At 50.5% G+C, this 11,827-nt stretch carries 16 protein-coding genes and 2 pseudogenes; 17 read left to right on the top strand and 1 reads right to left on the bottom strand.

Annotation, left to right across the window (positions count from 1 at the left end; genetic code table 11):
• Positions 1-131: 131 nt before the first annotated feature.
• The 11 genes and pseudogenes from OCY70_RS31095 to OCY70_RS31045 all read left to right on the top strand — a co-directional run bounded on the left by OCY70_RS31095 (position 132) and on the right by OCY70_RS31045 (position 5,693).
• Positions 132-308 carry a phage protease gene (locus tag OCY70_RS31095; RefSeq protein WP_261948854.1) on the top strand — a complete coding sequence of 59 codons (177 nt, stop codon included), beginning with the start codon at positions 132-134 and terminating at the stop codon, positions 306-308.
• Positions 309-401: 93 nt separating this feature from the next.
• Positions 402-554 carry a hypothetical protein gene (locus tag OCY70_RS31090; RefSeq protein ID WP_261948855.1) on the top strand — a complete coding sequence of 51 codons (153 nt, stop codon included), beginning with the start codon at positions 402-404 and terminating at the stop codon, positions 552-554.
• Positions 555-829: 275 nt separating this feature from the next.
• Positions 830-910, top strand: a pseudogene (locus OCY70_RS36625) (hypothetical protein); the annotation flags it as partial.
• A 5-nt stretch (positions 911-915) separates the two neighbouring features.
• Positions 916-1,761 (top strand): Mu-like prophage major head subunit gpT family protein, encoded by an 846-nt coding sequence (locus tag OCY70_RS31085; protein WP_261948856.1) that lies wholly within the window; start codon positions 916-918, stop codon positions 1,759-1,761.
• A gap of 21 nt (positions 1,762-1,782) precedes the next feature.
• Positions 1,783-2,228 (top strand): annotated as a pseudogene (locus OCY70_RS36415) (gp436 family protein).
• Positions 2,229-2,270: 42 nt separating this feature from the next.
• Complete coding sequence (locus tag OCY70_RS31070; protein ID WP_261948844.1) at positions 2,271-2,732, top strand: phage virion morphogenesis protein; 462 nt, start codon at positions 2,271-2,273, stop codon at positions 2,730-2,732.
• A 77-nt stretch (positions 2,733-2,809) separates the two neighbouring features.
• Positions 2,810-3,244 carry an SON protein gene (locus tag OCY70_RS31065; protein WP_249725584.1) on the top strand — a complete coding sequence of 145 codons (435 nt, stop codon included), beginning with the start codon at positions 2,810-2,812 and terminating at the stop codon, positions 3,242-3,244.
• Positions 3,228-3,446 (top strand): hypothetical protein, encoded by a 219-nt coding sequence (locus tag OCY70_RS31060; RefSeq protein WP_213430845.1) that lies wholly within the window; start codon positions 3,228-3,230, stop codon positions 3,444-3,446. The genes OCY70_RS31065 and OCY70_RS31060 overlap by 17 nt, the downstream gene beginning before the upstream one ends.
• Positions 3,439-4,854 (top strand): DUF2586 domain-containing protein, encoded by a 1,416-nt coding sequence (locus OCY70_RS31055; RefSeq protein ID WP_213430846.1) that lies wholly within the window; start codon positions 3,439-3,441, stop codon positions 4,852-4,854. Before OCY70_RS31060 ends, OCY70_RS31055 begins: the two co-directional genes overlap by 8 nt.
• 94 nt (positions 4,855-4,948) lie before the next feature.
• Positions 4,949-5,290 carry a hypothetical protein gene (locus tag OCY70_RS31050; protein WP_261948863.1) on the top strand — a complete coding sequence of 114 codons (342 nt, stop codon included), beginning with the start codon at positions 4,949-4,951 and terminating at the stop codon, positions 5,288-5,290.
• Positions 5,291-5,336: 46 nt separating this feature from the next.
• Complete coding sequence (locus OCY70_RS31045) at positions 5,337-5,693, top strand: DUF6848 family protein (RefSeq protein WP_213430848.1); 357 nt, start codon at positions 5,337-5,339, stop codon at positions 5,691-5,693.
• A 185-nt stretch (positions 5,694-5,878) separates the two neighbouring features.
• Here the strand turns inward: OCY70_RS31045 and OCY70_RS31040 are convergent, their stop codons facing one another.
• Entirely contained in the window at positions 5,879-6,154 is a 276-nt protein-coding gene (locus OCY70_RS31040; RefSeq protein ID WP_261948862.1) for a hypothetical protein, read from the bottom strand.
• A gap of 532 nt (positions 6,155-6,686) precedes the next feature.
• Between OCY70_RS31040 and OCY70_RS31035 the strand changes: the two genes are divergently transcribed.
• Genes OCY70_RS31035 through OCY70_RS31010 form a run of 6 tightly spaced genes read left to right on the top strand, consistent with a single transcriptional unit; the run spans position 6,687 to position 11,824 of the window.
• Complete coding sequence (locus tag OCY70_RS31035) at positions 6,687-8,609, top strand: phage tail tape measure protein (protein ID WP_390955194.1); 1,923 nt, start codon at positions 6,687-6,689, stop codon at positions 8,607-8,609.
• On the top strand, positions 8,606-9,220 hold the full coding sequence (locus OCY70_RS31030) for a transcriptional regulator (protein WP_213430851.1): 615 nt from the start codon (positions 8,606-8,608) through the stop codon (positions 9,218-9,220). Before OCY70_RS31035 ends, OCY70_RS31030 begins: the two co-directional genes overlap by 4 nt.
• Positions 9,221-9,231: 11 nt before the next feature.
• On the top strand, positions 9,232-9,987 hold the full coding sequence (locus OCY70_RS31025; protein WP_261945408.1) for a serine/arginine repetitive matrix protein 2: 756 nt from the start codon (positions 9,232-9,234) through the stop codon (positions 9,985-9,987).
• 13 nt (positions 9,988-10,000) lie between these two features.
• Positions 10,001-10,291 carry a hypothetical protein gene (locus OCY70_RS31020; RefSeq protein WP_213430852.1) on the top strand — a complete coding sequence of 97 codons (291 nt, stop codon included), beginning with the start codon at positions 10,001-10,003 and terminating at the stop codon, positions 10,289-10,291.
• Positions 10,291-10,704 carry a DUF2634 domain-containing protein gene (locus OCY70_RS31015; protein WP_213430853.1) on the top strand — a complete coding sequence of 138 codons (414 nt, stop codon included), beginning with the start codon at positions 10,291-10,293 and terminating at the stop codon, positions 10,702-10,704. Before OCY70_RS31020 ends, OCY70_RS31015 begins: the two co-directional genes overlap by 1 nt.
• Positions 10,697-11,824 (top strand): baseplate J/gp47 family protein, encoded by a 1,128-nt coding sequence (locus OCY70_RS31010; RefSeq protein WP_261944656.1) that lies wholly within the window; start codon positions 10,697-10,699, stop codon positions 11,822-11,824. Before OCY70_RS31015 ends, OCY70_RS31010 begins: the two co-directional genes overlap by 8 nt.
• The last annotated feature ends 3 nt before the right edge of the window (positions 11,825-11,827 follow it).

Raw genomic sequence — 11,827 nt, 5'->3', positions numbered from 1 at the left:
CCGTTGCGATGCGAAAACGGAAGACGTAGCAGCGGCCATTATGGCATTGAAAAATCTTCCGGCTTCGTGCCTGTTTCGAGTTCCATGCTCTGAAGGCGCGACTGGATAAAAAGGATTCGGATGAGCTCGTGATGACGGCCCTGAAGGATGGCAAGATTTCCGCCGCTCAAAAGGCTTGGGCGGAAGAATACGCACTCAAAGACCCGCAAGGCTTTAAAAAGTTGTTGAAAAGGCCCCGCAAGTGGTTCCGGTCGGTGAACTTGAAATCGAGGACGGAAAGGCGCAGTCGAAGGGGATTGATGAGATGAGCCTGAAGGTCTGTAAAATGCTTGACATTCGGATGAAGACCTGGAGAAGTACGGCGGAAAATAAAAGACATAATTGGGAGGAGGAAAGGCCTTATGGCACTGTCACAAGGACGCAATACAACGGAGTTCGCCGACGGAAGAACGCTTGTCATTCCGGTCAAAGGTGGAGTCAAGATTTTTGATGGCTCATTCGTCGCTATCGACGCGAACGGCTTGGCCGTTCCGGGGGCAAAAGCAACCAATTGATCGCAGCCGGCGAGCTGAGGAGTATATAGACAATTCGTTAGGTGCTGACGGGATGCAACCATTCGTGTCCGACGCGGCGTGTTCAAGTGGAACAATGCAGCTACCGGAGCAGTGACAGCTAAGGATATGCTGAAAAGTTGCTATTTCGTTGATGACGAGACCGTCACGGCCACGGCTACAGGCTCCAGTGTGGCTGGTAAGGTCATAGGCATTGACGGCAGCTACGTTGTTGTTGAAACGTTATAAGCTGAACAATTCATAGAGGAGGAAATGGAATGATAGTTAATCAGCAGGCTCTGCGCGGTATCTATACCGCATTCAATATCTTGTATACGAAGGCATTCGAAGAGACGAAAACACAGTGGGAACAAGTAGCCACGAAGGTTCCATCCACGACGGGGGCGAGGAAAATTACAAATGGCTTGGAAAGATGCCACGTATGCGGGAATGGGTCGGTGATCGTGAAATCCAAAACCTGCAAGCATCCGATTATACCATCAAAAACAAAGACTATGAACTGACGGTCGGTGTGGATCGCAATGATATCGAGGATGACACTATTGGTCTGTATAACCCTATTGTACAGGATATGGGCCAAAGCGCAGCAGCTCATCCGGATGAATTGGTATTTGGTTTGCTGCTCAAAGGGTTCAAAGAAAAGTGTTACGATAAACAGCCGTTTTTCTCGGATAAGCACAAAATCGGAGAGAAAGTCTTCAGCAACAAAGGGACTAAAAAGCTCTCCGTCCGCTCATATGCTGCTGCAAGAAGCGCCATGATGTCCCTTGTTGATGATGGTGGCAAGAGTTTGAAGCTTGTGCCTAATCTGCTTGTGGTCTCTCCGGCCAATGAAGAAATGGGACGCAAGATTCTTTATGCAGATCAAATTGATGGAACGACTAATACATTTAAAAGCACGGCGGAGCTGCTTGTCGTGCCAGACTTGGCCGAGAGCCCAGATGCTTGGTTTTTGCTCTGCACGACAAAGCCGCTGAAGCCGCTCATCTACCAGGAGCGCAAGGCGGCTAGGTTTGTCGCCATGGATCGGGATACGGATGAGAATGTCTTCATGCGTAAGCAATTCCTCTATGGCGTAGACGGCCGCTCGAATGCCGGTTATGGATTCTGGCAAATGGCATACGGAAGTACAGGCGAAGAGGACGAAGTAAATCCGGAGCCGCCAAAGGAAGAGCTGTCTCAAGATTGAACGCCATAAGAGGTGAATCGAATGTACTGTACCACGGAAGAAGTCCGAGGGATGATTAAGGATGACGCGCTGAACGCGCTAATCGGAGACCGCTACATCGAGGACGAGGAGCAACGCGAGGAGCTGATCGCCCCCATCATCGAAGAGGCCATTGCCGACGCATCCGGAGAAATCGACGGGTATCTCGTAAAGAGGTATTCCGTCCCCTCTCTCGGGTGCCGAAGGTAATCAACAAGTATGCTAAGGACATCGCGGTATACAACCTGTTCAGCCGCATCGGCATCGACGAGGGCGAGAAGGAAAAGAACTATCTGAATCGATATAACGCGGCTATACGGTTCCTAGAGAACGTGGCAAAAGGGATTATCGATATCGGCGTCAGCGACGGTTCAAGCAAAGCGGCCACGGCCTTTTCCGCACAGAGTAGCCCACGCCTGTTTTCGCGAGCCAGCATGCGGGGGCTGTGAGATATGTATAGTATACGGCTTGAAGGCGATGTCCGGCGGCTCATGAAGCGGCTGCGGAAACTCCAAGAGGTAGACATTCGAAGAACTGGTCTGGTTCTGGCGGAAGCGCTACGAACATCAACCCTGGAACGGTTTAAGGAACAAAAGGGCCCAGACGGCAAGGCCTGGAGTACCTCCATCCGGGCATCACAAGAAAATGGCTCCACCCTGACAGATAGTGCTCGCCTGAAGAATTCCATTAAATCAACGGCAGATGGTTCAGGGTTTGCAGTCGGAACGAATGTAATATATGCCCGAACTCACCAATTTGGGGAAAAGGGCCGCTCTGTAACCATCCGGGCAAAGACGCGCAGAGGTCTGATTTTTAAAATCGACGGCCGCTGGATACGCAAGCGCCAGGTCAAAGTCAATATCAAGATTCCGGCACGTCCATACCTCGGTATATCGGAGGAGGACATGCTCGAAATCAAGGGCACGCTGGAAGATGCCCTAGCGGAGGAATAAGCATGATATCGACATGTAAAGAGTACCTTGTCCAAAAGCTAAAGGCCGCTGGAATCAAAAGCAAGGTATGCACAAGCATGAAAGAGCTTAGAGGGTACAGAGAAAGTCATGTCGGCGCGGTAATCCCGGATCGGGACACATTCTCACGAGCCTACAGCAAGAAGCTCTATCGCGACGAAAACATGGCAAAGCATAAACGGCGTAAAATGTTCGAGCGCGAAACAACATTTGTTGTCGTAATAGGCGAGTACAGCCAGGAGCAGGCTGACGCCATATTCGAAGCCTTCCTGGCATTGCTCGACCCAGGCATTTTGATTGACGGCAACTATACCGCGCTTGAAGTCGAGGAAGCTGACTGGGTAGACAAGGAAGACAGCATTTTGCAAGCAAAAATCGCAGTGCAATTGAAGGTGACTTTCCGAGGCGGCGTCTACAAAGATACGGACTTCGCCAAGGTCAATTACCATGTACGTAGCATCGAGAAGGAGGATGGATATGGCGAGCAAGGATAGTAAGGACGGGGGTTCCCCGGAACTTGTCCCCGTCGAAGAGTTGCGGGAACGGTGCGCTACTCCGGATGCAGTTTATCACGGTGTTGCTGCCGCTGAAAGCTGGAAGCCTGGCAAGCAAGTGACAATGGCTGCCTACAGCAAGGCCGTGGATAGATTCCTGTCCGGCCCCATCAGCGGAAAGAAGGTGATAGAAAATGCTTAGAGATGTAACGACGACCATCACCGACGGCGGACTCGGCATCCGCACGAACCTAGGTGAAGGAGTCCATGTCAAAATCGGTGTAGCTGCCGCACCGTCCGCCTCCCCTGTCGTCATAAGCGGGAATATGAACGACAAGAAAATCAAGGAATTGCTTGGTCATAGCCCGCTGGCCGATGCCGTCATGGACAGTATAGAGAATGGGGCTGGCAAAATCTATTGCTTCCCGGTCTCCCCTGCCGTTCCCGGCACGGTGGGGCAAGTACAGAAGGACGGAAGCGGCACAGGAAGCGCGACGGTCACCGGAAACCCATCCAATGCCGTCAAGGTTACGATGCAAGTGACGGAGAGCGGCGGGCTGAATGAGGCAGCCATTCGGTATGAGGTTGACGGCTTGTTCGAGCAGGAGGTCACTCTCCCCCTCAGTGGCGTACTGGACATACCGGGTACTGGCCTGAAATTTGCATTTTCGGAAGCAGAGCAAGACAAGGCGAAATCCTTCCTGGTCGGCGACACCTATACCGTATCGACGACCGCGCCGCAAATGAGTAATCAGGATGTTTTAGCAGCGATGGACAAGCTGCGGAACGTCAGCTTCTCCTTCGAATTTGTGCATATTGTGGGCGAATCGGCCAAACCACTATGGACGGCGGTCTCGGAGCAGATTGTGAAGCTGCGCGATACGTACAAGAAGCCGCTCTTTGCCATTTGTGAGGCTCCGCAGTGGGAGATGGATGAATCTATTGACGCATTCGTCCAGCGACTTATTGAAGCTCGCAAGGGCCTTTCCAACTATGACCTGCAAATCGTATCCGCCTGGTCAAAATATCGGAAGATGGACGGCCGGACAAAGGTGGTCAACAATGCAGGGATTGTCTGCGGGCTGTATGCTCTGGCGAAGCCACAGCAGTCTATCGGCGAGACGAAGAGCTTCAGCATTCCAGAAACGAAGATGTTGGAGCTGCTGCCAGAAGGTATTGAAGACTATGTCGGCCTGCTGGATGAAGAGAAGTACCTGACATTCCGGAGATATGAAGGGCTGGATGGTTTTTATGTTACGAATGCCAAGATGATGGCCCCGGATGGATCGGATTATCGGTACGCCGAAGATGTGCGCATCAAGAACAAGATCATACGTGAGACTCGTCGGGAAGCTCTCCTCCACCTTCAGAGCGAGGTCGATATGACCGATGTTTCGGGCAGCTTGGAGACGATAGCGAAGTTCATTGAGACGCCGCTCGATGAGATGGTTCGCGCCAAGGAGATTTCTTCAGGCCGGATTATCGTCCCGTCAGACCAGGACATTCTGGTATCGGAACAACTGGATGTCATCATCCGCTATGTGCCGATTGGGCATATTCGGGAGATTCAGATCGACATTGGAATGGAAAATCCGTTCGGGAGGGAATAACCAATGGCAATTATCAATGGAAAGGTATACGACTGGGGAGATATCACCATCTCCATACCGGGCCTCTCCCTGGAAGTGCAAGAAATATCCTACGATGATGAACTGGAAAAGGAAGTCGCTTACGGCAAAGGGCAACGGCCACGGATACGGCGAAGGAAATTATAAATCAGAGGGCAAGCTGAGCCTGCTGCGGGATGACTATGACGACATTGTCCAGTACTGCAAGAGTAAAAATCTTGGGCTGTACCGCCTTGTGATCCCGAAAATCGTCGTCAGCTACGCCGACGGCGGCGGGCGGACACGGACGGACGTCCTGAATACGGTCACTTTCACAAAGGCGTCACACAAGAATGCCCAGGGAGACAAGTCACTGAAGGTTGACCTTGACTTTATCATCGTCAATGGCATTGACAGAGACGGAGTCAAGCCTATCTGATTGCATTATTTATCAAAATAGATGACAAAATTCGGAGGTATCTATAATGACCAAAGAAACTGAGATCGCCGTACTCGAACCAACTCCAATCGAAGTATATAAGGCTCGATATGGCAAGGTGTACCGTTTATTAGCAACGATTGAGCAAGACGATTCTTCTAATCTTGAAATCGAATATTATTTCCGTAAGCCGAAGACGGCCAGCTATGACCGCTATGTGAAGACAGCATCTCAAAGTCCGACGAAAGCTCTGCGTGCGTTCGTCATGGACAATGTCGTCGATGAACAGGCCGCACAGTTGGAGGCGCACCTCGAAGAATACCCAGCTTTTGCTTTATCACTTGGGGAGAAGCTTCTCACCATGTTAGGCCTGAGCAAGGACGTAAATTTAAAGCTACTTTAGATAGCTGTCTCCAGGAGGTAAAAACCAATTTTATAGAGTCCGGCATGCTGGAAATCTATCGGTTTTTGCCTCCTGCTGTTCTAAAGGGGAAAGAAGTCGGAGACATGGACATGGATGAGTTTATTCGGGCCTTGCTCAAGCTAGAGTCATCCAGGAGCTTGAAGAGAACATCCTAGCGAGGGCAATTACAAAAGTCTTCGGGGAGTAAAAAGGCCATCCCCTAAAAAGGATGGCTTCTCTCTTCGAATCCAGCTTCGATATAGGATGGTAGCGTGCTTGACGGTCTTTCGAATCCCCTCTTTTTTCTTATCCTGGTGGCGGCCCATTGTTTGCTCGTTCCCGACCCATAGGCAATACGGAATGACATATATGGTGAGCGGTACAAAGATGAGGATGGATATCACTGCACCCGCACAGATGGCGAATACAAGCAGTTTAAACGCAAATGCAATACCAACCATTTGGAGTTCCTCCTCTTCACTATATGTATAAGACAAATATACCACCAATATCAGGAAAATGGAACGGGGTGATAATGTTGTGAGTCTGGATTCTATTTTTAGGCTTTCAGTCATCGTAGGAATGATTGACCAGTTATCCGGCCCAATGTCACGTATTAACGCAACAGTGGACGGGTCAGTAAGCAAGATTGATAGATTGAACCAAAGCTTCGGCAGTATGACGAAAACTGGTCTGTTGATGGCCGGAGTCGGGATGCAAATATCGGACTCGGTGCTGAAGCCAGTAGAGGCCACATTCGACACGCGCCGGGCTCTTGGGGAGCTGGCATCTCTGGGAACGGAGAACTTGGGGCTCTTGGAGCAGGCTGCGAGAGACTTTTCCGATCAGTGGGCTGGCACAACAAAATCAGACTTTTGACGGCAGCGTACTCAATCAAATCCGGGATTGCATCTCTGACGGATGAAGGCGTTGCGGAATATACTCGTTTGGCTGGCCTGACGGGTAAAGCGACTAAGGCCCTCCGTTGAAGAGATGACATCGTTGTTTGCTACAGGGTACGGGATCTATAAGGATTACTACAAGGACATGTCGGACATTGAATTTGCTGAAGCTTTCTCGGCGGGCATATCCGATTCCATCCGGATATTCAAGACATCCGGTTCTGGAATGTCTCAAGCGATTCAGACGCTCGGGGCAGCTGCAACATCGGCGAATGTACCGCTCGAAGAACAGCTCGCCATTGTGGGTATGCTACAAGCTACGATGTCCGGGTCTGAGGCGGGAACAAAATATAAAGCGTTCTTCCGCTCAGCAGCGAAGGCGGGTGAAGAGCTTGGATTGAAGTTTACAGATACGAATAACCAACTGCTATCGATGCCTGAGATCCTTTCTCTTCTCCGTGGCAAGTTCGGAGAGACGATGGATGCAGCGGAGAAGATGCAGCTACAAAAAGCATTCGGTACAGATGAAGCCGTAGCCTTGATTGACCTGCTCTATAACAAAACGGGTGAACTACAAGATAACATTTTGCTTCTTTATGACTCTATGGGGCAAGGGGCAGATATCGCTACTAAGATGGCGGGCGCAATAAATGAAACAGAAGGCGAAAAATATACCCGGCTAACTCAGCGAGTTCGTAATCTTACTGAGGAGATCGGGAAACAGCTCCTCCCTACCTATAATCAGATAATTGAACAAGGAGAGAGAGTATTACAGAGTGTCGGAGAATGGATTGCTGAGAATCAGGAGCTTGTCAAAGTTCTCGCCATTGTCCTATTGACCATCGGAGGTCTTTTGACCGGACTGGGCACGCTTATCGGTGTATTTGGTGCTGTAGGCATGGTTATTACCAAGACAAGCGGCATCGTTCGCGGCTTTCGGACAGCGTTAAGAGCAATACCAAGCATGCTCACGACGATCAGGATTATGGCCCTCTATGCCGGGGACGGTATCAGGGCCGGATTCAAAGGTATTGGAACGGTTACGAAGGGAGCCGTGACCGGAATAAAGAATGTGGCAGTTGGTATGGCGCACATGGCACGTCAGGCGATAATGACCGCCGTCAGAGCAATGCCCGGTCTGATTGCTTCGGTATGGTCATTTACGGCTGCACTACTTGCCAACCCGATTACGTGGGTCGTGGTCGGTATTATGGCCTTGATAGCTGCTCTCGTACTGTTATGGCAAAACTGGGATGCCGTCGTGAGTTTCCTTTCGAGCTTATGGGATGGCTTCGTGAACGGCATCGTCGCGGGTTTCGATTGGATTCGCAATTTGTTCAATGGGATGCCGGGTTGGCTTCAGGTCGCAATCGCTGCATTTTTCCCATTCATCGGAATTCCGATGCTGATCATCAATAATTGGAGCAGCATTAAGAGCTTTTTCTCGAATCTCTGGAGCGGCATTACGGATGTATTCCAAAAAAGTGTTCAGTGGTGTAAAGACTTCATTACTGGCACATTGAGCTGGTTCCGAGAGTCCGGTTCTAAAGTCATTACGACTTTCACGGACGGGATCAAGAGCGTCATTAACGCACCAGTCAATATGGTGAAATCAGGACTAGCAAAGGTCAGGGAGCTTCTTCCCTTCTCCGATGCACATGAAGGCCCGCTATCCGAGCTGACGTTATCAGGCCGTCGAGTATTCGAGACGATTGGCACAGGGATGGAACAGAGCGAAAACGTTCCGGCAGAAATGACGGAGCGTGCCTTTGCCAAAATGGATCTTTCGCGTGATGACGTGAAGAAAATCAACCTACGCGAGACGATCATGAACCGTTCCGAGAGCAATACCACCACAAAGGAAACCGACAGAGGCATGAACATCGAAAGATTGGAGTTGTCGGTCGACCTAAGCAGCCTGAAGGACTTGCCTGCCCTGTTCAAACTGCTTGAAGAAATCCGAGACTATACCAACAGCAACGGCATGACCCCATCAACGGGAGGTAGAGCATGATCTATGTCGATGAAAGTACAGTAAAGGTCGGCAAGGTTGTCCTCCCTGGCCTGTTCAAGAGCCTTGAAATTAAAGAGGATGCTCGCGTGGAGGAACAGGAAATCGAGGGCAAGGCGGCGCGGCCGAAGCAGGCCACGGGATATGAGGACGCCAAGGTAACGCTTGAGCTTATTTTGGAGGATGGCCCGAAGCTCACGAAACTGCAAAAACTGGCTGTCATTCAGAAGCTATTCCGGAAGCCGGGTCAAGCAAGGCCAGTCATGCACACCATTGTAAACGAGCACACCGCTGCCCGTGGTATCTCGAAGGTTATCTTTAAAAATCTGGTGACCAAAGAACAGAGCAAGAATTCCGCGATGACCGTCAGCATTGAGTTCTGGCAATACGGGACAGTTAAAATTGTGGCAAGCAAGAAATCCAGCAAGAAAAAGAATGAAAAGAGCAGCAGCGCATCGAGCGGTTCGGGTTCGGGAATCAATCTGAATGCCAATTATCAAAACTACCTGGATACAGGTTCCCGGGGAACCGCACCTAAATTAAGCAAGACAGCCGCGACGGATATCCCGCCGCCTGTCTCGACGAATCAAAAGCTCGCTGCTCTGCCGTTCTAGGAGGACGAATGATGGATCTGGAGATGGAGCTCTTCTATCCCGAGATACGTGTCACCATTGAGGAATATGAACTCCAAGAAGGAATAGAAATCGAAGTGTATTCTTCGGCTGACTCATACTTTGATTGGGCAAAGGTCAGATTTACGGAGCAATTCCAGGATAAGCTTTCGATTAGTCGGAAGGCTCCGGCCAGTATCGAGCTCGGCTATGATGGAGAGTTCCATGACGTATTCGAGGGGTATGTGGTCAGTCCATATTCTTCTGCCAACCAAAATGAAATCATCCTGAAGGATGGAATGATACTGCTGGAAGAGACGATAGTATCGAACACCTTTTTGGATGTGACTCCCCAGGAGATGCTGAACTACTTGCTCGGCAAAGCAGGGATATCAAATTCGGTGCTCTCTCCCAAGATGTTCCCGAAGAAAGCCCGGCTTCCTATTCTTCAGAAGACTGCACTTGCAGTCATTGAGGATATCCGTTCCATTTGGAAAGCACAGATGCCCTTTTTCTTCTCGGGTAATGTCTTCTACTGGGGAGAGCAGCCGGAACAGCCTCTCATATACGAGTTTGTCTATGCCGAGAATATCATCTCACTGGAGCGTTCAGGCGGTGCATGGGAACTCGAAACCGTGTCCGTCCCTTTTGTTAGGCATTCGCATGTTATTCGGGTACAACATCCGAAGGTATCGGGCGAGTTCGCTGTCAAAAAGGTTGTATTTTCCACATCGGCAACGGGATTTATCCGAACTCGAATTTACTTTTAAGGAGGGCGGTATCTTGTTAGAGGACATGATTCAAGCGGTCATTGATAAGCGGATCAAAGAGCAATATCCTCATGTGCAGCTCGCCGCCGGAATGCTCGCCGAAGTGACCAGGGTTAGCGAGGGGACGGATATCCACGAATATAACCTGAAGATGCTAAACGAAGCTCGCACGGTTGATGAGCGGTTTCCGGAGATCCCGAATGTCAAGTCTGACAAGAAATTCGATCTAGGTGATATTGTGGCCGTGCTTCTTCTCTACGGACAAGTGGATGCCCATATCATTGGCAAGGCGGCGGTGGAGTAATGGCAGGCCTTCACGATTCAGACATCCGTCTGGATGCCAACTGGCAGCCAGCGGCAGCCGCAAACGGCGAGGCCTTGCTCGTCACTGACTATGATTGTTTATTCCAAGATATCCGATTGGAAGCGTTGACCCAGGAAGGCGAGCTTTTCTATGACGAGTCCTGGGGGTGGTCATTGCTGGAGTTTATCCAGTCGCAGGATGATGAGCTCACGAGGCTGGAAATCGAGCAACGCGTGAAGGAAAAGCTGGAGCGCCGGATCGAGATTGACGCGGACACAATTCAGGTCATTACAGCGTTCAGGGGGGATGCCATTACCGTTCATGCTTCCTTCAGGTTTCGAGGCGACGAACGCTTGTATGAGCTTGATGTCGACCTGGACAGAGTGAAAGTTGAGGTGGTACTCGTTGATTGATGATAAGGTGTTGGATCAACTGCTCCCCATCCCCGACCGGGAAGAGACAAAAAACAAGCTGCGGGAAGAGCTTGAACAAGAAGGCTTCGTCATAACGAATCTATTCACGGGCGGCGTATTCTATACGCTGATGATGATTGCCATTCAAGTACGGATTGACTTGGTTCTTCTTTTGCGAAAGGTGTTGAACAACCAGTTTGTTGCGCATGCCGAATCCGGTTGGTTGGAGCTGAAAGCAGCGGACTTCTCCAAGCGGAGAAAACAGCCCGTAAAAACACGGGGATTCGTGACGTTGAAGCGCAAGGCGGCAGGAAAAGCAGTCAAGATTGCCAAAGGAGACGTTTTCCGGACGGAACCGGATATGCTCGGCGAGGAACTCCGGTTCATCGCCCTGGAAAATAGCACAATGCCAGCGGATGCCCTATCCCATCGTGTGGCAGTAGAGGCCGAAAAGGCAGGATCAACATACAACGTTCCGCCCGGTCAAATCCGGCGGTCATTGACCCACATCGAGAGCATAGACGAGATTACAAATGATGTAGATTGGATTACCCGTGAAGGCAGCGACCTCGAAGATATAGAGAGCCTACGGGCACGAACATTGAATTCCTGGGCGGAGCTCTCCACGTTGCCGATAGCTGCCAAGTACAAAAACGTATGCGAAGCTATCCCCGGCGTGCTATATGTACGCGTCGATGACCTTCACCCTCGCGGCCAGGGCACGATTGACATCATTGTCACGGGAACGGCGGGCACACCATCAGAAGGCCTCCTTCAAAAAGTCCGAGAGGAGGCCGAGAAGATAAAAGGCCCGGACGACAACCTCCTGGTTAAGGCATCGGATACGGTGACACAGGACATTGATATAACCATTTGGATAGCATCGGATGCATCCGATGCAGGCATAGAAGAGCGCGCCAAGGCCATTCTGACAGAGCTCCTCCGAATCAAAAAAGGTCGCAGCCTGAATGAATTGAATCATTCAGACATCATTTTCGCGATTCGGAAGGAACTCGACGTCAGGAACGTAAAGGTCAATAATCCGCCGCAAGACGTTGTCTTGGACAACTCCAAGGTGATTGTTCTCGGTGAGGTCACCGTTAGGCTGATGAGGGGGTAACTA

Source organism: Paenibacillus melissococcoides (assembly GCA_944800085.1).
Lineage (GTDB): Bacteria > Bacillota > Bacilli > Paenibacillales > Paenibacillaceae > Paenibacillus_B > Paenibacillus_B melissococcoides.
This window is presented reverse-complemented; position numbering and strand designations above follow the sequence as displayed.

Coding starts and splice junctions, on each gene's coding strand:
- OCY70_RS31055 (WP_213430846.1), top strand. CDS start 3,439: ATGCTTAGAGATGTAACGACGACCATCACCGACGGCGGACTCGGCATC.
- OCY70_RS31040 (WP_261948862.1), bottom strand. CDS start 6,154: ATGGTTGGTATTGCATTTGCGTTTAAACTGCTTGTATTCGCCATCTGT.
- OCY70_RS31060 (WP_213430845.1), top strand. CDS start 3,228: ATGGCGAGCAAGGATAGTAAGGACGGGGGTTCCCCGGAACTTGTCCCC.
- OCY70_RS31025 (WP_261945408.1), top strand. CDS start 9,232: ATGGATCTGGAGATGGAGCTCTTCTATCCCGAGATACGTGTCACCATT.
- OCY70_RS31090 (WP_261948855.1), top strand. CDS start 402: ATGGCACTGTCACAAGGACGCAATACAACGGAGTTCGCCGACGGAAGA.
- OCY70_RS31065 (WP_249725584.1), top strand. CDS start 2,810: ATGAAAGAGCTTAGAGGGTACAGAGAAAGTCATGTCGGCGCGGTAATC.
- OCY70_RS31015 (WP_213430853.1), top strand. CDS start 10,291: ATGGCAGGCCTTCACGATTCAGACATCCGTCTGGATGCCAACTGGCAG.
- OCY70_RS31070 (WP_261948844.1), top strand. CDS start 2,271: ATGAAGCGGCTGCGGAAACTCCAAGAGGTAGACATTCGAAGAACTGGT.
- OCY70_RS31035 (WP_390955194.1), top strand. CDS start 6,687: ATGACATCGTTGTTTGCTACAGGGTACGGGATCTATAAGGATTACTAC.
- OCY70_RS31050 (WP_261948863.1), top strand. CDS start 4,949: ATGATGAACTGGAAAAGGAAGTCGCTTACGGCAAAGGGCAACGGCCAC.
- OCY70_RS31030 (WP_213430851.1), top strand. CDS start 8,606: ATGATCTATGTCGATGAAAGTACAGTAAAGGTCGGCAAGGTTGTCCTC.
- OCY70_RS31045 (WP_213430848.1), top strand. CDS start 5,337: ATGACCAAAGAAACTGAGATCGCCGTACTCGAACCAACTCCAATCGAA.
- OCY70_RS31095 (WP_261948854.1), top strand. CDS start 132: ATGACGGCCCTGAAGGATGGCAAGATTTCCGCCGCTCAAAAGGCTTGG.